This window comes from Paenibacillus cisolokensis, assembly GCF_050481165.1.
GTDB lineage: Bacteria > Bacillota > Bacilli > Paenibacillales > Paenibacillaceae > Paenibacillus_AH > Paenibacillus_AH cisolokensis.
Genome location: NZ_JBCNFP010000123.1, coordinates 1 through 24,955 on the forward strand (window position 1 = coordinate 1; position 24,955 = coordinate 24,955).

The 24,955-nt window shown below is 60.9% G+C and carries 26 protein-coding genes and 1 pseudogene; 2 read left to right on the plus strand and 25 right to left on the minus strand.

Annotation, left to right across the window (positions count from 1 at the left end):
* The 24 genes and pseudogenes from ABEV74_RS19205 to ABEV74_RS19320 all read right to left on the minus strand — a co-directional run.
* Positions 1 to 1,092, minus strand: a pseudogene (locus ABEV74_RS19205) (hypothetical protein); the annotation flags it as partial.
* Between the two features lie 287 nt (positions 1,093 to 1,379).
* Entirely contained in the window at positions 1,380 to 2,045 is a 666-nt protein-coding gene (rnhB, locus tag ABEV74_RS19210) for a ribonuclease HII (protein WP_430148604.1), read from the minus strand.
* Entirely contained in the window at positions 2,032 to 2,901 is an 870-nt protein-coding gene (gene ylqF / locus ABEV74_RS19215) for a ribosome biogenesis GTPase YlqF (protein WP_062492547.1), read from the minus strand. The genes rnhB and ylqF overlap by 14 nt, the downstream gene beginning before the upstream one ends.
* Before the next feature lie 47 nt (positions 2,902 to 2,948).
* Positions 2,949 to 3,653 (minus strand): signal peptidase I, encoded by a 705-nt coding sequence (gene lepB / locus ABEV74_RS19220; RefSeq protein WP_430148574.1) that lies wholly within the window; start codon positions 3,651 to 3,653, stop codon positions 2,949 to 2,951.
* Between the two features lie 134 nt (positions 3,654 to 3,787).
* On the minus strand, positions 3,788 to 4,129 hold the full coding sequence (rplS, locus tag ABEV74_RS19225; RefSeq protein WP_062492545.1) for a 50S ribosomal protein L19: 342 nt from the start codon (positions 4,127 to 4,129) through the stop codon (positions 3,788 to 3,790).
* Between the two features lie 204 nt (positions 4,130 to 4,333).
* Entirely contained in the window at positions 4,334 to 4,765 is a 432-nt protein-coding gene (locus ABEV74_RS19230; protein WP_062492544.1) for an Hsp20/alpha crystallin family protein, read from the minus strand.
* A gap of 75 nt (positions 4,766 to 4,840) precedes the next feature.
* Positions 4,841 to 5,614 carry a tRNA (guanosine(37)-N1)-methyltransferase TrmD gene (trmD, locus tag ABEV74_RS19235; RefSeq protein ID WP_430148577.1) on the minus strand — a complete coding sequence of 258 codons (774 nt, stop codon included), beginning with the start codon at positions 5,612 to 5,614 and terminating at the stop codon, positions 4,841 to 4,843.
* A gap of 4 nt (positions 5,615 to 5,618) precedes the next feature.
* Positions 5,619 to 6,143 carry a ribosome maturation factor RimM gene (gene rimM / locus ABEV74_RS19240; RefSeq protein ID WP_430148580.1) on the minus strand — a complete coding sequence of 175 codons (525 nt, stop codon included), beginning with the start codon at positions 6,141 to 6,143 and terminating at the stop codon, positions 5,619 to 5,621.
* Positions 6,144 to 6,241: 98 nt separating this feature from the next.
* Entirely contained in the window at positions 6,242 to 6,472 is a 231-nt protein-coding gene (locus ABEV74_RS19245) for a KH domain-containing protein (RefSeq protein WP_062492541.1), read from the minus strand.
* 25 nt (positions 6,473 to 6,497) lie between these two features.
* On the minus strand, positions 6,498 to 6,770 hold the full coding sequence (rpsP, locus tag ABEV74_RS19250) for a 30S ribosomal protein S16 (RefSeq protein ID WP_062492540.1): 273 nt from the start codon (positions 6,768 to 6,770) through the stop codon (positions 6,498 to 6,500).
* Positions 6,771 to 6,907: 137 nt separating this feature from the next.
* Positions 6,908 to 8,284 (minus strand): signal recognition particle protein, encoded by a 1,377-nt coding sequence (ffh, locus tag ABEV74_RS19255; RefSeq protein ID WP_062492539.1) that lies wholly within the window; start codon positions 8,282 to 8,284, stop codon positions 6,908 to 6,910.
* On the minus strand, positions 8,274 to 8,672 hold the full coding sequence (gene ylxM, locus ABEV74_RS19260) for a YlxM family DNA-binding protein (protein WP_372447149.1): 399 nt from the start codon (positions 8,670 to 8,672) through the stop codon (positions 8,274 to 8,276). The genes ffh and ylxM overlap by 11 nt, the downstream gene beginning before the upstream one ends.
* 310 nt (positions 8,673 to 8,982) lie before the next feature.
* Positions 8,983 to 10,011: a signal recognition particle-docking protein FtsY gene (ftsY, locus tag ABEV74_RS19265; protein WP_062492538.1), complete on the minus strand. Its 1,029-nt coding sequence runs from the start codon at positions 10,009 to 10,011 to the stop codon at positions 8,983 to 8,985.
* Positions 10,012 to 10,101: 90 nt separating this feature from the next.
* Positions 10,102 to 13,683 carry a chromosome segregation protein SMC gene (gene smc / locus ABEV74_RS19270; RefSeq protein WP_430148583.1) on the minus strand — a complete coding sequence of 1,194 codons (3,582 nt, stop codon included), beginning with the start codon at positions 13,681 to 13,683 and terminating at the stop codon, positions 10,102 to 10,104.
* A 276-nt stretch (positions 13,684 to 13,959) separates the two neighbouring features.
* Positions 13,960 to 14,661 carry a ribonuclease III gene (gene rnc / locus ABEV74_RS19275; protein WP_062492536.1) on the minus strand — a complete coding sequence of 234 codons (702 nt, stop codon included), beginning with the start codon at positions 14,659 to 14,661 and terminating at the stop codon, positions 13,960 to 13,962.
* Positions 14,651 to 15,892, minus strand: a complete 1,242-nt coding sequence (fabF, locus tag ABEV74_RS19280; protein ID WP_062492535.1) for a beta-ketoacyl-ACP synthase II — start codon at positions 15,890 to 15,892, stop codon at positions 14,651 to 14,653. Before fabF ends, rnc begins: the two co-directional genes overlap by 11 nt.
* A 209-nt stretch (positions 15,893 to 16,101) precedes the next feature.
* Positions 16,102 to 16,335, minus strand: coding sequence for an acyl carrier protein (gene acpP / locus ABEV74_RS19285; RefSeq protein WP_062492534.1), 234 nt, complete (start codon positions 16,333 to 16,335; stop codon positions 16,102 to 16,104).
* Positions 16,336 to 16,412: 77 nt separating this feature from the next.
* Positions 16,413 to 17,162, minus strand: a complete 750-nt coding sequence (fabG, locus tag ABEV74_RS19290; RefSeq protein WP_430148586.1) for a 3-oxoacyl-[acyl-carrier-protein] reductase — start codon at positions 17,160 to 17,162, stop codon at positions 16,413 to 16,415.
* 49 nt (positions 17,163 to 17,211) lie between these two features.
* The gene (fabD, locus tag ABEV74_RS19295) at positions 17,212 to 18,138 is read right to left on the minus strand and encodes an ACP S-malonyltransferase (RefSeq protein ID WP_213531868.1); all 927 of its coding nucleotides are present in this window, start codon (positions 18,136 to 18,138) and stop codon (positions 17,212 to 17,214) included.
* A 113-nt stretch (positions 18,139 to 18,251) separates the two neighbouring features.
* Positions 18,252 to 19,238 carry a beta-ketoacyl-ACP synthase III gene (locus ABEV74_RS19300; protein ID WP_430148590.1) on the minus strand — a complete coding sequence of 329 codons (987 nt, stop codon included), beginning with the start codon at positions 19,236 to 19,238 and terminating at the stop codon, positions 18,252 to 18,254.
* 10 nt (positions 19,239 to 19,248) lie between these two features.
* On the minus strand, positions 19,249 to 20,238 hold the full coding sequence (gene plsX / locus ABEV74_RS19305; protein ID WP_062492531.1) for a phosphate acyltransferase PlsX: 990 nt from the start codon (positions 20,236 to 20,238) through the stop codon (positions 19,249 to 19,251).
* Positions 20,222 to 20,839 (minus strand): transcription factor FapR, encoded by a 618-nt coding sequence (fapR, locus tag ABEV74_RS19310; RefSeq protein ID WP_062492530.1) that lies wholly within the window; start codon positions 20,837 to 20,839, stop codon positions 20,222 to 20,224. Before fapR ends, plsX begins: the two co-directional genes overlap by 17 nt.
* Before the next feature lie 187 nt (positions 20,840 to 21,026).
* Complete coding sequence (gene rpmF, locus ABEV74_RS19315) at positions 21,027 to 21,200, minus strand: 50S ribosomal protein L32 (RefSeq protein ID WP_082655178.1); 174 nt, start codon at positions 21,198 to 21,200, stop codon at positions 21,027 to 21,029.
* A 62-nt stretch (positions 21,201 to 21,262) separates the two neighbouring features.
* On the minus strand, positions 21,263 to 21,778 hold the full coding sequence (locus tag ABEV74_RS19320) for a YceD family protein (protein ID WP_430148593.1): 516 nt from the start codon (positions 21,776 to 21,778) through the stop codon (positions 21,263 to 21,265).
* A gap of 125 nt (positions 21,779 to 21,903) precedes the next feature.
* Between ABEV74_RS19320 and ABEV74_RS19325 the strand changes: the two genes are divergently transcribed.
* Positions 21,904 to 23,151, plus strand: coding sequence for a nucleotidyltransferase (locus ABEV74_RS19325; protein WP_430148595.1), 1,248 nt, complete (start codon positions 21,904 to 21,906; stop codon positions 23,149 to 23,151).
* On the opposite strand, the gene ABEV74_RS19330 is transcribed toward ABEV74_RS19325, so the two are convergent.
* Complete coding sequence (locus tag ABEV74_RS19330) at positions 23,135 to 24,208, minus strand: S16 family serine protease (protein WP_430148598.1); 1,074 nt, start codon at positions 24,206 to 24,208, stop codon at positions 23,135 to 23,137. The two genes, ABEV74_RS19325 and ABEV74_RS19330, sit on opposite strands and share 17 nt — an antisense overlap.
* Before the next feature lie 138 nt (positions 24,209 to 24,346).
* On the opposite strand from ABEV74_RS19330, the gene ABEV74_RS19335 reads away from it, so the two are divergent.
* Positions 24,347 to 24,955, plus strand: a 609-nt coding sequence (locus ABEV74_RS19335; RefSeq protein ID WP_430148601.1) for a nucleoside recognition domain-containing protein, incomplete at its 3' end; no start/stop codon positions are given.

Here is a 24,955-nt window from a genome sequence, read left to right on the forward strand (position 1 = left end):
GGCTTGCGCAGGCGGCCCCGGCGGCGCAGCGCCTTGCGCCTGCGCGGCTTGCGGCGCATGCCCGGCAGCCTGCTGCTGTTTCGCCGCGGCCTGTTGCGCGGCTCCGTGCAGCGGCGTGCGAAACAGCAGTTGGCGTTCGTAATCGACGCCAAGCCACTTCAGCAGCCGGCCGAGCCCGTCGCCGCCGGTAGTCTGCGGACGCAGCGGCTCCGTTGCCGCGCCGTCAATCTCCGGCGCCGCGAGCCCGGCAGCGGCGGCGTGACCGCTGCCGGCGGACGGCCCGGCGGGGGCGGAGCCGTTTTTCGCCGCCGACGTCTGAGCCGATGCGGCAGCGGGATACGCTTCCGCCGGCCCGGCGGTGCCGGGCGGCCGCAGCAGCGGCGCTCCTTCGGCGAGCAGCGCCAGCACCCGCTGCGCGGCGGGGGAAAGCTCGCGCCCCGTTCCGGCCGCCGCGCCGCCCTGCGTTCGGGGGGCGACTCCGGCTTCCGTACCGTCGGTTTCGCTCCCCGCGGCAAAGCTGCGCAGCTGCGACTCCAGCTGTGCGATCAGCGCATGTACAGGCTGACCGTATAGCGCCTGACGCAATGCGGCGACGACGCTTGGCGTCAACGAAAAACCGCGGTTCAGCCCTTCCGCCGCGGCGCGCATCCATAGGTGCGCATCTTCGCCCGGAGGCATGAACGAAGCGGCCCGGGCGAGCGCTTGCGCATGCTCCCGGGTCAACAACCCATCGCGGCGCAAATCGCGGACAAACTCGGCGGCCCATTCCTTGTCGGGCAATCCGAGCGCCTGTAACCATTCCTTGAGCTGACCCGGAGACGGCGGGAGAACGGCCGTCTCCGCCGGCCTCAGCACGATCAGCGACCCGGTGGATTCAGGCTGAACCTGAAGCATGGCAGCCGTTCCGGCAGGAAGCGGAACGGCCAGCTTCGCCCGAACCTGCACGCCGTTCATTTGCACCAGCGCTTCGCCGTTTTCTCCGGTCTGTACGATGACGCCTCTCACGATCTGGCCGGCTTTCAGCTCCAGTAGACGACCGTCGCCGGCCTTTGTCTCTCCGAGCAGCCCGCGCATGAGCTCACTGATGTTCAATCCTGTCGCACCCCGCTTTCTATAACTTTTTTATCGGCCACTTTTCGCATTCGTTTTACCGATTTATCCAAATATTACGCTTAGCCTGGCGCATTGGCGAAACTGCAAACGTTTTCAATCGGACGCTGCACGAATCACACCACAAGACCACACGGCCCGCTAGCCCAACTCCAGGGCCCTATTCCCTCACACTACACGGCCTCACAACCCGCTCATGCCCCTCCCACCGGTCCGAATGCAAAAAAAAAAACGATACGCGGCAGCTTGCCGGGTATCGGAGAACGTGATCAAAACAACACCTGCTGCTCGGCAAACAATTTGCCGAGAAATGATGTCCGGTGCATTGGACTTGGACCGTATTCGCGCAGCTTCTCGCGGTGGAGCTTCGTCGCGTAGCCTTTATGTATGGCGATGCCGTATGCCGGATAAAGCATGTCCCATTCATTCTCGCACAACCGGTCCCGCGTTACTTTGGCGACGATCGAGGCCGCCGCTATCGATTGGCTGAGCGCGTCGCCATGGATGACCGCCAGTTGGGCGGTCGGAACGTCCACTTGCTCCGCATCGACAAGCAAAAAATCCGGTGCCGGTTCCAGACCTTCGACCGCCTGCTTCATCGCCAGCCTCGACGCCTGGCGAATGTTGATGCGGTCGATCGTCGCCGCGTCGACCCGCGCCACCGACCAGGCGACCGCATGCGCTAAAATCGTATCGTAAAGCTCTTCCCGCTTCTTTTGCGACAGTTTCTTCGAATCGTTAATGCCTTCAATAACGAGATCCCGGGGCAAAATGACCGCGGCCGCGACGACATCCCCGAACAGGCAGCCTCTGCCTACCTCATCGACGCCGGCCACCCGCTCGTAGCCCCGTTCCCACGCTGAAAACTCGTAGTCCAGCATATTCCTCCCCCGAGTAGATGCCGAAGTCTCTGGCGCGCTTTTACAAGTCGTCAGGCGACTCCAGCGTAATGCGGCCCAGCTTGCCGGCCCGCAGCTCCCGCAAAATAATGCCGGAAGCTTTCTCCAGATCTACGCGGCCGCCGCTGACGAGGCAGCCCCGCTTGCGCCCGATATCCTCCATCACACGGACGATTTCTTGCGGATCGTCCAAGTCTGCGGGCGGTTGTTCGATGCCGAAACGCTTGCTGAGCGCGTCCCAATATCGTCCGGACAGCTCCCGGATCGCATGAAACGCCACATCTTCCACATTCAAAATCTGCTCTTTGATCGCCCCTGTCATGGCCAGCCGGTAACCGACCAGTTGGTCCTCGAACTTCGGCCACAATATGCCCGGCGTATCGAGCAGCTCCATCTCCGAGCCGACCCGGATCCACTGCTGGCCCTTCGTCACCCCGGGACGGTCTCCCGTAATGGCGACGTTGCGGCCCGCCAGCCGGTTAATGAGCGTCGATTTGCCGACGTTCGGTATACCGACGATCAGCGCGCGGATCGCCCGGGGATTCATTCCTTTCGCCCGCTGGCGTTCTCTCTTTTCATGCAGCAATTCTTTCGCCTTTGACGCGATGTCCCCGATCCGGGTGCCGGTGTTGGCGTCGACTGCCACGCTGGCCAATCCTTTCGCGGCAAAATGGGCGATCCACTTATCCGTCTCGCGAGGATCGGCCAAATCGGCTTTCGTCATGACGACGAGCCGCGGTTTGTTTCGGAGAATATCATCCACCATCGGATTTCTGCTGGAAAGCGGAATGCGGGCGTCGAGCAGCTCGATCGCGATGTCGATCAGCTTCAGCTTCTGCTCGATTTGCCGGCGGGCTTTGGTCATATGACCGGGAAACCACTGGATAGTCACGGCATCACCTCAACGCTTTCTTCCGGTTCGCTTTATTTTCGTTCTCGTTAATGGTTGACAAACGCCAGCTTATTAAGCGGCCAGAAAATGAGATCGGCCCGGCCGACGATTTCTTTCTCGGACACAAACCCGATCATCCGGCTGTCCTGGCTGTTGGATCGATTGTCCCCCATAACAAATATCGAGTCCTCAGGAACGGTGTCCTCTTTCACCCAATCGTTCGGGAAATTCGGACCGCCTTCATTGTACAGCGTTCCCCGTGCTTTCGCTTCCGCGATCGCTTCCCGCAAGTACGGCTCTTCCACTTTCTCGCCGTTAATGTACAGATCGTCGCCTTCCAACCGGATTCGGTCGCCGGGAACGCCGATGACGCGCTTGATGAAGTCGCGGCCTTCTTCCGGCACGTGGAATACGATGACCTCTCCGCGCTTGGGCTCCCGGATATCATAAATGATTTTGTTGACGATAAGCCGTTCCCCGGATTCGAAGTTCGGCAGCATCGAAGGGCCTTCCACTATAAATGGCGCGAACAAAAACCAGCGTATGACAAACACGAGGATGCCGGCAATGACGAGCGCCTTTAACCATTCCAGCGCTTCCTTGCCCGCCTTGCTGGCGTTCGCCTTTTTGCCGGACTCCGCCGTCCGGCTGCCGGCCTGGGAGAACACCCCGTCACCTTGACCGGTCTGTCCGGCCGTCTCCAGCGGACGCTCGTCCGACTCCACACGATCGGTATGTCGCTGCTGATCCATCCATCAAGCCTTCTTTCTTGCCGGAATAAGAATAAACTCCTGCCGGAGTGTTTCGAAATGAGAGAGCGGCATCCGAAAGCCGCCTATGAAAACGAAAAGGGACTTGTTTGTGCAAGCCCCCTTGACGTTTGTCCTTAGCGGATCTCTTTAATTCTTGCGGCCTTACCGCGCAGATTGCGCAGGTAGTACAGTTTCGCGCGGCGAACTTTACCGCGGCGAGCCACTTCGATCCGGTCGATTTTCGGCGAATGCAGCGGGAACGTTCTTTCCACGCCGACACCATACGAAATTTTACGAACCGTAAACGTTTCGCTGATGCCACCGCCGCGACGCTTGATTACGACGCCTTCGAAAAGCTGAATCCGCTCGCGGGATCCCTCGATGACTTTTACGTACACCTTCAGCGTGTCGCCGGGACGAAAGCTGGGAATGTCTTTGCGCAGTTGCTCTTGCGTAATCTCTTGCAAAATACCCATCAGGATTCCCTCCTTCCCCAACAGACGTTCATATAAGCTCGCCCGCACTTCCGCGTGCGGGGTCATGGCCGATAGCGGACCGTCCGACTAATACAGACAACACCAGAAATTTTACCACAACTCCTGGCAAAACACAACTAAAACTATGGGCGCATCTTTATTCTTGAACGTTTTATTCCCGCTGTCTCGATAATGTCTTCAAACCTAGTGAAAATCGATGTCGATCCGTTTTTTCGGCTGCTGCAGCTTCGGCATACGAATTTCAAGCACACCGTTTTTATAGCTCGCTTTCACCGCATCTTCATTCACAGCCGCGGGAAGCGTTATCGAGCGCTGAAACCGTCCGTAAAACCGTTCCTGATGGTAGATTTGCTCCTCTTTCACCTCATGCGAACGGTTAACTGTCCCGGAAACGGTCAAAACGTTGCCTTGTACGTCAATATCGATATCTTCCTTCTTTTCCAGACCGGGCAGCTCGCACGTCGCCACGATTTCGTCGTCGGTCTCATGCACGTCGATCCGGTGCGACAGACGATGTTCGCCTCGAATAAAGGAGGGGAGCTCGTTGAACCAGCGGTCCAAATCGCGCCTCCAGCTGTCCAGATTGCGGAACGAATCCTGGGGAATCAATGACATCGTGAATTACCTCCTTAGGGAAATGACGCCTTAACGGCGATTCCAACATAGTTTGTCAAAAATGTAAGGAGTTATTCAACCGTCAGACTTTTGCTCGTTCCGCTCCCGGCACGCCCCTTCGTTCCGTTCGACCGCCGCCAGCCATTCCCGCTCCTTGTCGGTCAGTTCCGCTTTTTCCAGCAAATCCGGACGACGCCGCAGCGTGCGCAGCAGCGACTGTTCCCGCCGCCACGCCTCGATGCGTCCGTGATGACCGGACATCAGCACTTCCGGCACTTCCCAGCCGCGAAATACGGCCGGACGCGTATAATGCGGATATTCCAGCAGACCGGTGCTGAACGAATCGGTCACCGCCGACGTTTCGTTGCCCAGCACGCCGGGGAGAAGGCGCACGACGCTGTCGATGACGACCATCGCCGGCAGCTCGCCGCCTGTCAGCACATAGTCGCCGATCGACAGTTCGTCGGTGACGAGATGCTCGCGAATGCGCTCGTCATAGCCTTCATAATGGCCGCATATGAACACCAGATGTTCCGCTCGGGACAGTTCCTCGGCTTTCCGCTGCGTGTACGGCTCTCCCTGCGGACACATCAGAATGACGCGCGGCGGCTTCGCCGCTCCTTCGGTCAGCGCTTCCACCGCCGCGAACATCGGTTCCGGCTTCAGCACCATGCCGCCGCCTCCGCCGTAGGGGGCATCGTCAACCGTTTGATGCTTGTTGTTCGCATACTCGCGGAAATTGATCGTCCTCAGCTCGACGATGCCTTTCTCCCGCGCCTTCCCCAAAATGCTCGTCCCGAAAACGCCTTCGAACATTTCCGGAAACAGCGTCAACACATCGATTTTCATCCGTTCAGATCAGCCCTTCCAGCAACCGGACCGTCACTTTGCGCTCCGCGACGTCCACATCGAGTACGACATCGTCAATAACCGGCAGGAGAACAGGCTTGCCCTTGCCCGGCGGACGTTTGACAACCCAGACGTCGTTGGCGCCGGGAGTCAATATTTCCGTCACTTCGCCAAGCGTCTCGCCGTCCTCCGTCACGACGCGGCATCCGATAATTTCGTGATAGTAATACTCGCCTTCTTCCAGTTCGACCTGATCGTCCCGGGACACTTTCAGGCTCCAGCCTTTATATTTCTCCACATCGTTGATGTTGTCGAATCCGTTCAGCTTGAGGATATAAACATTTTTGTGAAGGCGGGAGCCGGCCACCTCAACCGGCACCGCCGTGCCGCGCCGCTCGTCAAGCAGCGTGAGCCGGCTGCCGGGCGCAAAGCGAACGTCGGGGAAATCGGTCTGCGATAAGACTTTGATTTCACCGCGGATGCCGTGGGTATTCACGACTTTGCCTACCGTTAACCATTGGTCTGCCATTGCATGTTCCGCCTTTCGTTCCAAACCGTTCCTTCTATATTGGACGAAAAAGGGTTAGGACATTCATCCTAACCCCTCGCGCCGCAGTTGCCCGCGCCTTACGATATGATGTCGACGATGACACGCTTCTGAGACTTGACGGCGGCGGATGACACCACCGTGCGCATCGCCTTGGCGATACGCCCCTGTTTGCCGATCACTTTGCCGATATCCGACTCGTGAACGGACAGCTCATAAACGGTCCCACGGTCGTCCTCTCGCTCATTGACGCGCACATCTTCCGGATGATCCACTAAAGCCTTCGCTATGACAAGAATTAATTCTTTCATCTCAAGGCCCTCCGCTTTTCAACAGTTATTTCTGTTGCTTCAGCTCATGGAACTTGGTCATGATGCCTGCTTTGGACAGCAGGTTGCGAACCGTATCGGAAGCTTGCGCTCCGTTTTGGAGCCATTTCAGCGCTTTTTCTTCATTAATGTTCACTTGCGCAGGCTGCGCAACCGGATTGTACGTGCCGATTTCTTCGATGAAGCGACCGTCGCGGGGCGAACGGGAATCGGATACGACGACACGGTAGAACGGCGCTTTGTGCGCACCCATACGTTTCAGACGAATACGAACTGCCATGATTTTCACCTCCTTAAAAGGTTTCACGAAGTGAAACCTTGCTTCGTAAGCGCGCCGAGCCCTCGGCGGCGCCCGGATAAGGCCCTGCTGGGGCGCTATGCACGGGCAGCACCCTCAGCTGCGCCGGAACGCCCGTCTCAGCCGAACGGGAACTTGAACCCTTTGCCCATCATGCCTTTGAGCCCTTTCAGCCCGCCTTTCGGGCCTTTCGGTCCCATCATGGATGAAAACTGCTTCATCATCTTGCGCATATCGTCAAACTGCTTGATGAGCCGGTTCACATCCGCAATCGACGTTCCGCTGCCCGCAGCGATACGGCGGCGGCGGCTATAATTCAAAATTTCGGGTTTGCGCTTCTCTTCCTTGGTCATCGACCGGACGATCGCCTCAACCCGTCCGAGCTGACGCTCGTCGACCTTCATATCTTTAAGGCCTTTCACCTTGTTCATACCGGGCAGCATCTCCAGAATCTGATCCAGCGGACCGAGCTTGCGCACCTGCTCCATCTGCTCCAGAAAGTCGTCGAACGTAAATTCGGCGTTGCGCATTTTGCGCTCCATCTCCGCCGCCTTGTCCGCGTCGATCGTCTGCTGCGCCTTCTCGATCAGCGACAGCATGTCGCCCATGCCGAGAATCCGGGAAGCCATCCGTTCCGGATGGAACGGCTCAAGGGAATCGATCTTCTCGCCAAGCGCGGCGAACTTGATCGGGCAGCCGGTTACGGCTTTGACCGACAGCGCGGCGCCGCCGCGGGTATCGCCGTCCAGCTTCGTCAGTACGACGCCCGTCAGCTCCAACTGCTCATGGAAGCTCTTCGCCACGTTGACGGCGTCCTGTCCGGTCATCGCGTCGACGACCAGCAGCACCTCGTCCGGCTTCACCGTCTCATGGATTTGCTTCAGCTCTTCCATGAGCGCTTCGTCAATATGCAGCCGGCCGGCGGTGTCAATGATGACGTAATCGTTGCCGTTCTCCTTCGCGTGCTGCAAAGCGGACCGCGCGATTTCGACCGGCGATACCTGATCGCCCATCGCGAATACCGGCGCCTTGATCTGCTCGCCGAGCACCTGGAGCTGCTTGATCGCCGCAGGACGGTAAATGTCGGCCGCGACGAGCAGCGGCTTGTGGTTGCTCTTCTGCAGCAGCCGCGCCAGCTTGCCGCTCGTCGTCGTCTTCCCGGCGCCCTGAAGCCCCACCATCATAATGACGGTCGGCGGCTTGGCGGCCTTGGCCAGTTTGCTCTGCGTGCCGCCCATCAGCTCGGTCAGTTCCTTGTTGACAATATCGACGACGACCATGCCGGGCGTGAAGCTCTTCATGACTTCCTGGCCGACCGCCCGTTCCTTCACCTTGGCGATGAAATCTTTCACCACCTTGAAGTTGACGTCGGCCTCGAGCAGCGCAAGCCGCACTTCGCGCATCGCTTCGTTTACGTCTTCCTCCGACACTTTGCCTTTGCCCCTCAGCTTGCTGAACACGTCCTGCAGCCGGCTCGTTAACCCTTCAAACGCCATGTTCGTTCACCACCGTTTTCCCTATTTGCTCCGACTGCTTCAGCCCTTCCGCAATTTCGAGCAGCCGCATCCGCGCTTCGCTATTCTCCGGAAGCAAACCGGCAGTCTCCTCCAGCTTGCCGATCCAGCCGACGAGCGAATTATGCCGCGCAAGCAGCCCGAGCTTTTCCTCGTACGATTCCAGCATCAGGCTGGCGCGCTTCACATGCTCATAGACCGCCTGGCGGCTGATACCCGATTCGGCGGCGATTTCACCGAGGGTGAAGTCGTCATGAAAATAATATTTCAGAAACGTTCGCTGCTTGTCGGTCAGCAGCGGCTCGTAAAAATCGATCAGCATATTGATCCGGTTCGTCTTTGCAAGGGCATCCGGTTCGCGCACCGTCATAACAGCCGCTCCTTCCGTCAAGGGATAACCCTTTACACCTTCGCATTACCTCATCTATATTACCGGATCGACTGCAAGGTGTCAAGCTTTGAACCTTGTCACTCTGTCGGAGCTTCGGACAGTCGTCCGGCGGACGATCTGTGCTCTGTGCGGCTTACCGTTCATCGTCCCAATCCGTCGACCGGCGGAACGGCCAGCGCGGCTTTACCGTTCATCGTCGCGATCCGTCGTTCGGCGGAACGACCCCACGGCTTTTCCGTTCGCCGTCGAGGTCCGTCGTTCGGCGCGGCCCGTTACGACCAGCGCGGCTTTACCGTTCGCCGTCGCGGTCCGCTTCGGCGCGGCCTGCGTCGTCCCGATCCCCCGCATCGCGTATCAGTCCGGCGAACAGCGCATGGACGAACTGCTCGGAATCGAACTGCTGCAGATCGTCCATCTTTTCGCCGAGCCCGACGAATTTGACCGGCAGCTTCAGCTCGTTGCGAATCGCGATGACGATGCCGCCTTTCGCGGTTCCGTCCAGCTTCGTCAGAACAAGACCGGTGACACCGCTCTTCTCGCCGAACAGCTTCGCCTGGTTAAGCGCGTTCTGGCCGGTCGTCGCATCGAGCACAAGCAGCACTTCATGCGGCGCGCCGGGGATTTCGCGCTGGATAACGCGGAAAATTTTGTTCAGCTCTTCCATCAGATTCGTCTTGTTTTGCAGCCGTCCCGCCGTATCGCACAGCAAAACATCGACGTTTCGCTGCTTCGCCGCCTTGACTGCGTCGAACATGACCGCGGCCGGATCGGAACCGGACTGCTGCTTGATGACATCGACGCCGACCCGCTGTCCCCAAACTTCCAATTGCTCGATCGCCCCCGCCCGGAACGTGTCGCCGGCCGCGAGCAGAACGCTTTTGCCTTCGCTCTTGAAGCGGTGCGCCAGCTTGCCGATCGTCGTCGTCTTGCCGACGCCGTTGACGCCGACGAACAGGATGACCGTAATGCCGCTGTCCGCCATGCGCAGCCCCGGATCGCCGTCTCCTTTCAGCAGTTCGACAAGCTTCTCCGACAATATCGGCTGCAGCTCGGACGCATCCTCGATCTTCCGCTTCCTCACTTCCGCCCGCAAGTCGTCGATCAGCTCCATCACGGTATGAACCCCGACATCGGCGCCGATCAAAATTTCCTCGAGCTCCTCATAAAACTCCTCGTCGATTTTTTTGCGCCTGGTAATCAATTCTTCGACGCGTTCCACGAAGGCGACCCGCGTTTTGGAGAGCCCTTCCTTGAATTTGTTCGTCACCGCCTCGGTTTTCGCCGAGATGCTTTCCTTCAGCCGTTTAAAAAAACTCATTGTACGCACTTCTCCTTACGTTCAGTCATTGCACGCCTTTCGCCGGACCGTCCGACGCGGCCGCTTGCGCGCGTTTGCCCGCGCCTTTGTTTATGCCGACTCCGACTCCGCTCCCTCGTCCTCGAGCCGCACCGACACGAGCTTGGAAACGCCGCCTTCTTCCATCGTTACGCCGTACAGCACATCCGCCTCTTCCATCGTCCCTTTGCGGTGGGTTACGACGATAAACTGCGTTTCTTCCGAAAATTCCCTTAAGTACTGGGCAAAACGCGACACGTTCGCCTCGTCGAGCGCCGCTTCGACCTCGTCGAGCACGCAGAACGGAACCGGCTTGACAAGCAGGATGGCGAACAGCAGCGCGATAGCGGTCAGCGCCCGCTCACCTCCGGAGAGAAGCTGCAAATTTTGCAGCTTTTTGCCCGGCGGCTGGGCGACGATATCGATGCCCGTCTCCAAAATGCGGTCAGGCTCGACCAGAATCAGATCGGCCCGCCCGCCTCCGAACAGCTTGGAGAATACGACGACGAAATGGCCCCGAATCGCTTCGAACGTGGCGCGGAACCGCTTCGCCATCTCCTCGTCCATCTCGCGGATGACCTGATACAGCGCCGTTTTCGCCTCGATCAGGTCGTTCTTTTGCTCGTTCAGAAATTCGTACCGTTCTTTCACTCGCTGATACTCTTCGATGGCGCCCAGATTCACCTCGCCGAGCGAAGCGATCTGGCGCTTCAGCTCGCGCACTTCCTGCTGCGTCGCGGGCACATCTTCCGGCACGGGGTAGCGCTCCCGCGCCAGCTCGTAGCCCAGCTCGTAATCCTCGCTCAGCTTGCGCAGCAAATTTTCCAGCTCGACATCGAGCCGGTTGACGGCGATTTCCGTTTGCCGCACGCGCTCTTCGACCTGCCTCAGCCGCACGCGCTGCTCCTTCGTTTCGCTTTCGCCCTGCTCCAACCCGCGCAGCATGTCCGCCCGCTCGGAACGCTTCAGATCGGTCTTCTCCGCGCATTCGCGCTTCTTCAGCCCGAGATGATTCAGCTCCTCGATCTGCTTCACCGTTTCTTCCTCGTTGCGCCGCTGCTCCTCTTCCTGCTGCGCGAGCAGCTGACGCAACCCGTTCAGCTCCTCCCGCGAACTGCGGATATCGGTGCGAATACGAGCCGCCTGCTCCTCGTACGATTGCTTCTCCTGATCGGTCTTGGCCAGCCGGATTTTCAGGTCGGTCAGCTGCTCCTGGAGCTCCTCCTTGGCCGACTCGCTCGCTTTGCGCCGCATTTCCGCGGCGCGGATCTCCTCCTGAAGACGCTCCTCCTCGGCAGCCAGCTCGGCCAACCGCTTCTCCGCTTCGTCAGCCGAACGGCGCAGCTGCTCGCGCTCCTCCTTGTGCCCGCTAAGATCGGCATCGAACAGCTTGCGCTGGTCCTCGAGCTGCTTCGCCTCGTGCTCAAGCTGCTGAAGCTCGGCGCGGATCTGCTGTTCCTCGATGCGCCGCTTCTCGCCGGCTTCCCGGTTCGCATCGATGTTCTGCTGCCGGATCGACTGCTCCTTGCGCAGATCGTCCAGCTTGTCCCGCAGCTTGCCGATCTGCTCTTTCGTCCCGGCGATGTCGCGATTGAGCAGATCGATCTGGCGCTGGCGGCCCAGCAGATTTGCTCCCCGTTTCTGCAAGCTTCCGCCGGTCATCGAACCGCCGGCGTTGACGACGTCGCCTTCCAGCGTCACGACCCGGTAGCGGTAGCCGCACTTCGCGGCGATCCGGTTGGCATGTTCCAGCGTATCGGCGATCAGCACGCTGCCAAGCAAGTTTTGGACGATCGAAGCATATCTCGGCTCGCACTCGACCAGCTCTGCGGCGACGCCGACGAAGCCGTCCGCCCCGGCGGCCAGCCGCTTGTCGCTCTCCGGCACCTGACGGCCGCGTATGACGTCAAGCGGCAGAAACGTCGCCCGCCCGAGCTGCCGCTGCTTCAGAAAGGCGATCGCTTCGCGAGCGCTCCGCTCGTCCTCCATGACGATATGCTGCAACGCGCCGCCGAGCGCGGTCTCCACGGCGATCTCCAGCTTCTCGGGAACCCGGATCAGCTCGGCGACGGCGCCGTGCACGCCGGACAATCCGCCCGACGTACGGCGCGAAGCTTTCAGCACCTCGCGGACGCCCTGCATGAAGCCGTCGAGCGCGTCCTGCATCTCCTTCATCGTGTCGCGGCGGGAAATAAGCGCCTCCAGCTTCTGCTCCCATTGGCGCAGCGTCCCTTGCGCCTCTTCCAGCAGCTTTTGCACCGACTGGTACTGCTGCGCCTCCTTGGCATACTGCCGCCGAAGCTCCTCGATCTCCGTCAAGGTGCGGTCCAGCCGCTCCTTCAGCTCGGTTCGCCGCGCCGCGACCTTCTCGTGCTGCTGCAGCCATTTCGTTTCCTCTTCGGACAGACGCTCCAGCCGCCGCTGAATCGTTTCGTCCTGCTGCCGCGCATAGCGGATTTCGTTACGCAGCTGGGCCATCGTGCTGAGCACCTCGAGCAGCTCGCCTTTGAGCGTCTCCTCCGCCTTCATGCCCGCGCCGCCGAGCGCGCCGAGCAGCTCTTTCTCTTCGCGCTCCACCGCTTGCCGCAGCTCTTCGAGCTGCTGCTCCAGAGAAGCGGCCTTGCCGCGAAATTCGGCTTCCTCGCGAATGAGCCCGGCGATTTTGCCGTCCATCGCGGCGATCGATTCCTCAAGCTGCTTCCAGTTCTGCTCCAGATTGCGCTTCCGTTCCTTGAGCACTTCCCCGTAGCCTTCGCACTTCTCGTACTCCTCGCTGTACTTGAGCATCGTCTCGTGCAGCGCTTCGATGTCCTGCTCCAGCTCGCGAAGCCGCTGGCGATCCTTCTCCAGCAAGGCGTCGTGCTTGCTGACGACCGTAGAGAGCGCCAGCTCCTCCTCCTTCAGCCCGGTCAGGCGGTCGTTCGTCTCCTTCCAGTTCGCATGCGCCTGTTCGATCTGATAGACGTACATCGAAATTTCTTTCGTTTTCAGCTGTTCCTTCCATGCCTTGTACTGGAGCGCCTTGTCCGATTGTTCCTTTAGCGGTCCGACCTGATCCTCCAGCTCGGATACGAGATCGTGGATGCGCAACAGGTTCTGCTCCGTGTCATCGAGCTTCCGCTGCGCTTCGCGCTTGCGCGATTTGTACTTGACGATGCCGGAAGCTTCCTCGAAAATGCCCCGCCTGTCCTCGGAGCGGGTACTCAATATCTCTTCGATGCGGCCCTGCCCGATAATCGAGTACGCTTCCTTGCCGATGCCCGTATCCATAAACAGTTCGGTTATATCCTTCAGCCTGCACGGCTGCTTGTTGATCAAATATTCGCTCTCGCCGCTGCGGTGAACCCGCCGCGTTACGGTCACTTCCTGATATTCGAGCGGGAGCGTGCCGTCGGAGTTGTCGAGCGTCAGCGACACCTCGCCATAGTTGACCGCCTTGCGCGCGTCGCTCCCGGCGAAGATGATGTCTTCCATCTTGCCGCCGCGCAAGCTTTTGGCGCTTTGTTCGCCAAGCACCCAGCGAATGCCGTCGGAAATGTTGCTTTTGCCGCTGCCGTTCGGCCCCACCACCGCCGTGATGCCGCGCACGAATTCCATTTCCGTCTTGTCGGCAAACGATTTGAAACCCGATAGCTCTATCCGTTTAAGGAACATGTTTTGTCCTTCACCTCATCGCCTATTGTACACTATATTCCGAGCAAAAGGACAGGTGATTGAACCGCATTCTGCGCCTTGTCCGGAAAAACGCCCGCCACGGCGGCCCGGCGGCGGACAAACAAGGCATGCTGGCGCCGCGTCCGCCGATACGCAAAAAGAGGAGGGGGCCGCATATGCGGCGGCACCCTCCTCCTGACACGAACGACCGCTCCCGAAGACGGGCCGAGGCCCGCTTTCGGCCGTCCGCGATCACGCTTATACCGGCCGGACGCTTCAATCGCCGGCGGCGAGCATCCGCCACGCCTCGGCGGCAGCCCGCTGCTCCGCTTCCTTCTTCGTCCGTCCGACGCCGGTCCCGCTCGGCTTGTCGCCGATTCTGACTTCGACTACGAATTCGCGGTCATGGGCGGGCCCGCGCTCTTCGGCGATCCGGTATTCGATCGGCCCCAACGCTTCATGCTGGGCCCGTTCTTGCAGCTTGGACTTGTAGTCTTTGAGCAGGAGATCCCCGTCCTCCCCTTCGATGTGGGGGAACACGTTGGCCTCCAGAAATCCTCTCACCTTCTCCAGTCCGTGGTCCAGATAGAACGCCCCGATGAACGATTCGAACAGATCGGCCAGCAGGGCCGGACGCTGGCGTCCGCCGAGCTGCTCTTCGCCACGTCCGAGCAAGACGTATGAGCCGAGATCGAGATGCTCGGCAAACCGCGCCAGCGACGGCTCGCACACGATACTGGCGCGCATTCGGGTCAGTTCGCCTTCGGGGCGGCGCGGGTACGTACGGTACAAATATTCGGACACGAGCAGCTGGAGAACCGCGTCGCCGAGAAACTCCAGCCGTTCGTTGTCTTCGATTGAGCCGCGTTTATGTTCATTCACATACGAAGTATGGGTGAACGCCTGCCGGAGCAGCCGGGGCCGTCGGAACCGCAGCTTCAGACGACTCTGCAGCTCGTCGAAACGTTCATGCTTCATATTTCCTCATCACAATCGTCGCGTTATGGCCGCCGAAGCCGAACGAGTTGGAAATCGCCGTGCGGACGTCCGCCTGCCGCGGCTTGTTCGGCACATAATCGAGATCGCATTCCGGGTCCTGGTTGTCGAGATTGATCGTCGGCGGAATAACGCCGTTCTTCAGCGTCAGCGCGAGAATGACGGCTTCCACCCCTCCGGCGGCGCCGAGCAGATGACCGGTCATCGACTTCGTGGAGCTGACCGCCAGCTTGTACGCATGGTCGCCGAACGCTTTCTTGATCGCGGTCGTCTCGGACTTGTCGCCGACCGGCGTCGACGTGCCGTGAGCGTTAATGTAATCGATCGTCTCCGGAGCGAGTCCGGCGTCCTTCAACGCCCGCGTCATACACCGCGCCGCTCCGTCGGGATCGGGATCGGTCATATGATACGCGTCGCCGCTCATGCCGTAGCCGATAATTTCGGCATAGATCCGAGCGCCGCGCTTCAGCGCATGCTCAAGCGACTCGACGACGAGCACGCCGGCTCCTTCGCCCATCACGAACCCGTCGCGATCGATGTCGAACGGACGGCTCGCCTTCTCCGGCTCGTCGTTGCGCACGGACATGGCGCGCAGGGCGCAAAACCCTGCCATCCCGGTCGGACGAATCGTCGCTTCCGCGCCGCCGCAAATCATGACGTCGGCATCTCCGCGCTGAATCATCTTGAACGAGTCGCCAATCGAGTGGGTTCCCGTCGCGCAGGCGGTAACCGCCGTGCTGTTCGGCCCTTTCGCCCCCGTCAGCATCGAAACTTGGCCGGATGCCATATTCGCGATCATCATCGGGATGAAGAACGGGCTGACGCGCTTGGGTCCTTTCTCCAGCAGTACTTTATGCTGTTCCTCCCATGTGCCGAGACCGCCGATGCCGGAGCCGATCATAACCCCGACCCGATCCGGTTCGGCGTTGCCGCCGATGTCCAGTCCGGCGTCCTTCACCGCCATCAGGCTGGCGGCGGCGGCGAACTGCACGAACCTGTCCATCCGGCGCGATTCCTTCTTGTCGAGCTGAAATTGCTCGGGGGAAAAATCTTTGATCTCGGCGGCGATGCGCGTCGGATATTCCGATACGTCGAACGATTCGATCCGCGACACGCCCGACTTGCCTTCCATCAAATTCCCCCAGAACCGTTCCAGATCGGTTCCTAGCGAGGTTACGACCCCCATGCCGGTAACGACAACTCTCTGTTTCACTATCTTCACCTCTTGCGGACAGCAATATATAAGGCTGAATTTTTCGTTCATCTATCGAATAAATGCAGTCATGTGCTGCGCTTGTTTCCTTAACCTATGCCGGTACTTGCCGGATAAACCTCAAGTCGCGATCGCATTCGGAGAGCCGTTGATACGGCGGGCAGATGGACAAGTCCCGTTAAAGCAACGGGACTTGTTTGAGCAGTTCGTTACGTATGAGATTGTATGTAAGCGACTACTTCTCCCACCGTCGTAATTTTCTCTGCGTCTTCATCGGAAATTTCCATATCAAATTCGTCTTCCAGCTCCATAACCAGCTCGACTACGTCGAGAGAATCAGCGCCAAGGTCATCCTTGAAGGAAGCTTCCATCGTAACTTCCGCTTCGTCCACGCCCAGGCGGTCGACGACGATACGTTTTACGCGATCCAATACATCGGACATCCGGTTCACCTCCTCCATGGTATTATACGAGAATCGAAGACAAAATGCTATATGAAACCGTGCCTCGCTCTCTCCAATTACATATACATGCCGCCGTCGATATGGACGGTCTGACCGGTCATGTACGACGCCGCATCGGAAGCGAGGAAGCGGACCGCCGCCGCAATGTCTTCCGGCTCGCCGAGCTTCGCAAGCGGAATCTGTCCCATAATTTGCTCCTTCTGCTCGTCCGCCAGCTTGTCCGTCATGTCGGTCCGGATGAAGCCCGGCGCCACGCAATTGACCGTAATTCCGCGCGAAGCAAGCTCGCGGGCGGCCGCTTTCGTGAGGCCGATCACGCCGGCCTTCGCGGCGACGTAATTCGCCTGCCCGGGATTTCCGAGAGCGCCGACAACCGACGAGATGTTGATGATCCGTCCCGAACGCTGCTTCATCATCTGACGGGTCACGGCCTTGATGCCGTTGAACACGCCTTTCAGGTTCGTTTCGATCACCTGGTCGAACTCTTCTTCCTTCATTCGCATAATTAAATTATCTCTAGTAATACCGGCATTATTCACCAGAATGTCGATTTTGCCGAAAGTGTCGACAACCTTTTTGACCATTTCGTCGAATTCGGCCGGCTTGCCGACGTCGGCCTTGACGAGCAGCGCCCGCCGCCCGGCGGCTTCCACCGCCTTGGCGGTCTCGGCCGCAGCCGCCTCGCTGCCGGCGTAATTGACCGCGACGTCGGCGCCGCCTTCGGCAAGCGCCAGCGCAATCGCCCGGCCGATGCCGCGGGAAGCGCCCGTTACAAGCGCAACCTTGCCTTCCAAAGTGGCGAACATAGCAATCCCTCCTTCGATTTCTGCCGCCCGCCGCGCACGGCCCGGCGGTTTACAATGCCGCTTCCGCCAGCGACGGCGCGCTGTTTACGGACAGGACGCGGACATTCCGGTCGATCTTCTTGATCAGTCCGGCAAGGACGGTTCCCGAACCGATCTCGACGAACGTATCGGTCCCCTGGGCGATCAGCCAGCGGACGCAATCTTCCCACAGAACGGGCGAATAAACCTGCTCGACGAGAAGCTTCCTGATCTCTCCGGCTGCCGTAACCGGACGAGCCGTCACGTTGGCTACGACCGGCACCGCAGCGTCGCGAATGTCGAGACGCTCCAGCACGCCGGCAAGCCGTTCGGCCGCGGGCTTCATCAGCGAGGAATGGAAAGGCCCGCTCACTTCGAGCGGCACGACGCGCTTCGCCCCGGCTTCCTTGCCGCGCTCCGCGACGGCGCGGACGCCTTCCGCCGTACCTGAGACGACGATCTGTCCAGGGCAATTCACATTGGCCAGCTCGACCGTCCCGATCTCCTCCGACACGGCCGCGCACAATGCGGCGAGCGCATCCCGCTCCGCCCCGAGCACCGCCGCCATCGCGCCTTGGCCGCCGGGTACGGCCTGCTCCATAAATTCTCCCCTCGCACGCACGGTCCGCACCGCGTCCGCAAACGACAGCGATCCGGCCGCCACCAATGCGCTGTATTCGCCGAGGCTGTGTCCGGCCACGTAATCGGGCGTCCATCCGCGCTCCGCCAGCGCTTTCAGCAGCGCGGCGCTGACGGTCAGCAGCGCGGGCTGCGTATTGGCCGTCTGCTTCAGTTCTTCCTCCGGCCCTTCGAAGATGATTCCGCTTAGCCGGAAGCCGAGCGCTTCGTCAGCCTCCTCGAATATAGCCCGCGCGGCGGCGTGCGTCTCGAAGACGTCCCGCCCCATGCCGACGGCCTGGGCCCCCTGGCCGGGGAAAACAAATGCCGTTTTGCCCATTTAAGACGTTCTCCTCCCGTTCCCGAGTTATTCGATCCGGCACGCCGGCACAGCCCGCGCGTCAGCGGCACGCACAATTCGCGCGGCACCGCGGGCGGCGCACGGCCGTCCGGCTACCATACGAGCGTGCAGGCGCCCCAAGTGAGGCCGCCGCCGAAGCCGACCATAACGATCCGGTCGCCCTCCTTCACGCGTCCTTCCTCCACCGCTTCCGCCAGCGCGATCGGTATCGAGGCGGCGGAAACGTTACCGTACCGGTCCAGATTGATCATACATTTTTCCTCCGGCAAATCGAGCCGGTTCAATGCCGACTGGATGATGCGGATGTTCGCCTGATGCGGAACCAGCAGATCGATGTCGGATTTGTCCATTCCGGCCTTGCGCAGCGCTTCCTCCGCCGCGCTGCCCATGATGCGGACCGCGAACTTGAACACTTCGCTGCCGGCCATTTCGATAAAATGCCGGCGGCCGGCGACGCTCTCCGCCGTAGCCGGAAGCCGCGAGCCGCCGCCGCATATTTTGAGCAGCTCGCCGCCCGCTCCGTCCGCTCCCAACTCGAACGAACGGAAGCCTCTGCCTTCCGGCACGCGGCCGAGCACGACCGCGCCCGCGCCGTCTCCGAACAGAATGCACGTGTTGCGGTCGGTATAATCCGTCACGCGCGACAGGCATTCCGCGCCGACGACGAGCGCTCGCTCGTACATGCCGGATGCGATCATCGAGCTTACCGTCGCCAGCCCGTATATAAATCCGGAGCAGGCTGCCGACAGGTCGAACGCCGCCGCCTGCTTCGCTCCGAGCTTCTCCTGCAGCAGACAGGCGGTAGACGGGAAGAACATATCCGGCGTGATCGTCGCCACAACGATCAGGTCGAGCTCCTCCGCGCTGACGCCTGCATCCGCAAGCGCCCGCTCCGCCGCCTCGTAAGCCAAATCGGACGTCGCCTCTTCCGCGGACGCGATTCTGCGCTCGCGAATGCCGGTGCGGGTCACGATCCATTCGTCGCTCGTCTCCACCATCGATTCCAAATCGCGATTGGTCAATACTTTTTCCGGAACATACTTGCCCGTCCCGATTATGCCCACCGGATGAAGATTCATAATTGCACGCTCACTTCCCGCTAATTTCCATAGAGATCGTTTCGGTCAACCGCTCCTGAAGCGCGGTTCTCGCCTGTCTGACGGCGTTTTTGATGGCCCGCGCGTCGGAGGAGCCGTGGCACTTCACGACAAGACCGTTCAGGCCGAGCAGCGGAGCCCCTCCGTGCTCTTTGTAATCCAGCTTGCCCTTCATCCGGCGCAGTCCCGGCATCATGACGGCCGCAGCCAGCTTCGTCAGCAGCGACCGGCCAAACGCTTCCTTCAGGGCAGCGAATATGGCGCCGGCCGTACCTTCCATCGATTTCAACAAAATATTGCCGGCAAAACCGTCGCATACGAGCACATCGCATTGTCCGGTGAGAACGTCCCGCGCCTCCACGTTGCCGATAAAATGGATAGGAGCGTCCTTCAGCAAATCGAATGCCGCCTTCGCCGTTTCATTGCCTTTCCGCTCTTCGGTTCCGACGTTGAGAAGGCCGACGCGCGGCTTGCCGATGCCGTTCACCTTGCTCCGGTATATGCTGCCGAGTATCGCGTACTGCAGCAGATGCTCGGGCTTCGCGTCCATATTGGCGCCGAGATCGAGCGCCAGCACCCCTTTATCGTCCATCGTGGGAAGCGTGAACGCCAGCGCCGGGCGCTCGATGCCGGCAAGCCTCCCGACAACGAGCAGCCCGGTCGTCATAAGCGCGCCGGTGTTGCCGGCCGACATCATCGCATCCGCTTCGCCGTCGCGGACGAGCTGTCCGGCGATGACCATCGACGAATTTTTTTTGCGCCGGACGGCCTTGACCGGTTCCTCCTCGGGACCGATCGTTTCGTCTGCGTGGCGAACCGTCACGTTACCGGGCTTCCCGTCCGCCAGCAACGGCTCGATCGCGGCCCGGTCGCCGACGAGCATCAGTTCGGTATCCGGCCATTCCGCCGCCGCCGCCAGCGCCCCCTGCACGATCGATTCGGGCGCATGGTCGCCGCCCATCGCGTCAATCGCGATCCGCACGCTCGCTCCCCCCTTCGTTTGCTCTCTCTCCTGCGGATCTGAAAATGACAAAATGGCCTTGAAAAACCATCTCGTCGCCGACATACGTAAACACTTCGACCTTCGCCTTGCTTTTACCTCCCGAATGCGACCGGACAAACGCCTTGGCGATGCATTTCTCTCCGAGCCTGACGGAACGGAGGAAGCGGATGTCCGCCGCCGACGTAAGGGCGATCTCGTCGTTGATGACCGCAACGGCCAGCGAATTCGCCTGCGCGAATACGTGATGCCCTCTGGCGATGCCGGTCCGGGAAAAGACGTGCTCCTTCTGGATTTCGAAGATCGAGATGCCGCTCTTGTCCAACTGCAGATCGACGATTTCCCCGATCACCTCGTCAAGCTGTAGCGAACGGACGGCGTCGTACGACCGTTCCGCCATCAGCTTGAGACGCTCGCGCAGCTCCGGAATGCCGAGTTCCATCCGGTCGAGCCGAATCGTCTGTATGCTTACTTTCAGCAGCCTCGTCAGCTCGCGGTCCGTTATGAACGGGTTTTCTTCTATGATCCGCAGCAGTTGCTGATGGCGCTGCTTCTTCGGTTGCCGTTCGATAATCGGCACCACCTTTATTTTCGGAATGAATACAAAACCGTCAGCTATTATCACCAGGTACTAATTCAGTATATAGAAAAAAGCGGGCGGAAGCAATGCCGCTGGGCGCGCTCCCGTTCCCGCCTTTCCTTCGCCCGTCATCATTCGGAGCAAAAAACAGCACCTCATCCGGAAGACGAAGCGCTGCTTGCATGACCGATTATTGGGAAATGATCTCTCTCGTCTTATAATAACCGCACACTTTGCAAACGTGGTGCGCAAGCTTCAGTTCCCCGCATTGTTCGCATTTTACCATACCCGGTACCGCCAGCTTGAAGTGCGTGCGGCGCTTGTCGCGGCGAGTTTTCGACGTTCTTCGTTGAGGTACTGCCATGTTTCCCACCTCCTTCACAGAATCGGGCAAACCGCCCTATCCTTGCGCCCGTTGAAATCCGTTCATTTCGAATCGAACCATCCCTTCAACGCTTCGAGCCTGGGATCGACCTTCTCGCGTGAGCAGCCGCATGGCGATTCGTTGCGATTGGTTCCGCATTCGGGGCAAAGCCCCTCGCAGTCTTCCCGGCAAAGCGGCACGAACGGAATGGATAGCAGCAGCGTTTCGTAAACGTACGGTTCGAGCTCGACGAGATCGCCGTCAACCGGATGGACGTACGGCGCGTCATCGTCCTCTTCTTCGCTCTTGACATTGTCTGCCGGAGCGAACGATTCGTCGAACGGTACGCGAAGATGCTCTTTGACCGGCTCGAGACAACGCGAGCATGCCAGCTCCAAACGGATGTCCAGCTCGCCGGTGACCCGCACCGTTCCTTCTTCGGGGCTTGCCTTAAGCCGGCAATCGAGCGGGCCCGCAGACAACACGTCCCGGCGGCCGCCCAAAAGCTGCGAAACGTCAAGCGTCTGCCGCAGCGGAACGACCCGGCCTTTCAGCACTTCCCGCATATGAAACTGCATCGTCATCACTCCAAACAAACAAAGCCTATTATATCGGTCCGCCGCAGTATTTGTCAACATTTTCACGAACCGGCGCGCGCATGGTATATTGAAGATCGACATAGTCGTTCTGTGGGGTGATGGGCATGCGCACGGTCGGAATCGTCGTGGAATACAATCCGTTTCATAACGGACATCTTTATCATTTGCAACAGTCGCTCAAAATAACGGAAGCCGATGCGGTCGTCGCCGTCATGAGCGGCCATTTCCTGCAACGGGGTGAACCCGCGCTTGCCGACAAATGGGTTCGCGCCGAAATGGCGCTGCGGGGCGGCTGCGATCTCGTCATCGAGCTGCCGGTCGCCTATGCGACGCAGGCCGCGGAATGGTTCGCCTTCGGGGCGGTATCGCTGCTCGATGCGACAGGCGTCGTCGATTCGCTGTGCTTCGGCAGCGAGCACGGGGAGATCGGGATTTTGCAGCGAATCGCCCGCACGCTGGCCGCCGAGCCTTCCGGATTCAGGAAGCTGGTCGCCGAAGAGCTGGCGGCCGGCGTGAGCTATCCGGCAGGCTACGGCGCCGCCGTAAGACGGTATATGGAAGCGGCCGGCGATCTTGAAGCGGCGGCCTATCCGCTCGATCAACCGAACAATACGCTCGGGCTGCACTATGTGCTGGCGCTTGAACGGATCGGCAGCCGCATTCGCCCGTACACGCTGCGCCGCGAGAAAGCCGGCTACCACGAACGGCGCTTCACCGACGGGCAGATCGCCAGCGCGACGGCGATCCGCCGGACGCTCATGGAGTCCGGTTCCCTGCAGGACGTTGCGGCTTATCTTCCGCAATCGACCGTCGAGCTGCTGAAGAAGGCTTGCGACGAAGGCAAGGCTCCGATCGGCTGGGAGCGGTTCGCCGAGCGGCTGTTTCACCGCCTGCTCGCTTCGCCGGCCGAGGAGCTTGCCGAATTGCACGAAATGACGGAAGGGCTGGAGCATCGGATCAAGAAGGCGCTGCCTTCGCTGCCTTCCCTTGACGTCGAAGCGCTGCTCGCGGCGCTGAAGACGAAGCGGTACACCCGGACGAAGCTGCAGCGGGCGCTGCTGGCGGCGCTGCTCGGCCACGGCAAGGAGCTGCTCGCGCCCGCCCGCTTGCGCGACGGCATCGGATATATCCGCGTGCTCGGGTTTTCCGCCAAAGGCCGGGAGCTGCTTCGCCGGATGCGCCGGTCGGCCCGGCTTCCGGTTCTGCTGAGCGCCGCCCGGCCTCCGGCCGACGATCCGTATCTCCGGCTCGATGCGCAAGCGACCGCGGCCTACGCTCTCGCCTACCGCCAGCCGGGGCCGCGCGATCTGTTCCGGGACTATTACGAGCAGCCGATCATCGTCGACCGGTAACCGTTTGCCCGCCGCTCTCGGGCGCGGGCGGTCCGCCCGGCTGCGCTTCGAGCTCCCTTATGGCGTCCGCCAGCGTCGCCACCGGAATCACTTTCATTGCTCCGCCGAGCGCCCGCGCTTTTGCTTCCGCCTCGTCGTAGTTGGCTTCGGGAGCGAGGAACAGCCCGGCGCCCGCCCGCGCGGCGGCCGCTACCTTGTAGGCCGTCCCGCCGACCGCCCCGATCTTCCCTTCCGCGTCGATCGTCCCCGTCCCCGCCACCTTTATTCCGCCGGTCAGATCGCCATCCGTCAGCAGGTCGTAGATTTGCAGGGCGAACATAAGGCCGGCCGAAGGCCCGCCGATGCCTTCCGCCGCGATCGTCACCTTGTTTCCGGGCTGCAGCGGTTCGATGCGGCGAAGCTCCGTCAATCCGACGCCGCCGAGCGCGGCCGCCAAAGCTTCCGGATCCGCCTCGCCGCCCGCTCCCGCCGCAAGCCGCACCTTCACCTGCGTGCGGACGCCGGCCCGCTCGACGGAAAAGACGACGCTGTCGCCGGCCTGCCGGTCGGACAGCGCAGCCGCCAGCGCCGCGGCGCTCCGCACCGCATCCCCGTCCGCGCTCCAGATGATGTCGCCGGCGCGCAAAGCGGCGTCCGGATCGCGGCTGTCGGTTACGACAAGCCGCTCCGGCACGATATCGTACGCGACGCCCGCAGTCCGGTATGCGGCTTCGATGGCCGCGGTCTGGGACCCCTGCATCGCAAACCGCAGCTTCTCGGCGAATTCCTCCATCGATTGGCCGCCGAGCACATCTTTCTTCCGGTACAATTCGCGGTCGCCGCTCCATGCCGAGCGGAACGCCGACCAGAAGCTGTCGACGCTGCTCATTTTGACCGTCGTCAAATAAAACGTTCCTTTCCCCGGCTCGTCTCCGCTCTCCACGCTTACGATCGGCTCGAGCGGCGCCGCCAGCCCCGGCTCGTAGACGACGAACGGCGTCGGCACGGCGATCAGCAGCCACAGCGCCGCGGCGGCGAGCAGCCCGACAAGCCCGAGCCTTCGCGCCGTCCCGCTCATAACCGACCTCCCTCCCATCGATTCGTATTCGCGAATTGCATCTGTGCTCTCCCCCCTCAAGCGCAGCGAGGTCTACCGTTCGGCTGTCCGTCGTATACATGTACTGATTGTCCGACTTTGCCGCAAAGGAGACACGTCATGGTCCGAACGATCCTGCTCGCTTGCACGTCTCTTTTTTTCGTCGCTTCCATCGTCCGTCAGCCGGACGAAGCGTTTCAGGCATCGCTGCAAGGATTGTCCATATGGTGGAACCTCGTATTTCCGGGCCTGCTGCCTTTTCTCGTGCTCGCCGAGCTGATGGCCGCCTACGGGGTCGTGCAGGCGCTCGGCGTGCTGCTCGAGCCTGCCATGCGGCGGCTGTTTCGCCTGCCCGGCGAAGCCGGCTTTGCCGTTGCCGCCGGCTGGACGATGGGCAGTCCGGCCGGCGCGGAAGCGACGGCGGCGCTCAGGCGCCGGGCGGCGCTGTCCCGCGACGAAGGCGAACGGCTGCTGGCGCTCTCCCATATGCCGAACCCGGTATTTATGCTTGTCGTGGTCGGCGCCGGCTTCCTGCGCCGGCCGGAGCTCGGACTGGCCGCGGCCGCGGCCGTATGGGGCACCGCCCTGGCGCTGGCGTTCGCGGCGGCGCATGTGCGCGGTTCGCGCCGGAAGCAGGCCGGCCCCGCCGCTGCGGAGACGGCCGCCATCGCCGGCCGGCCGCGGACGGAAAACCGCCGCGGCGGCGGAACGGCCGGAATTCCGGGCCGG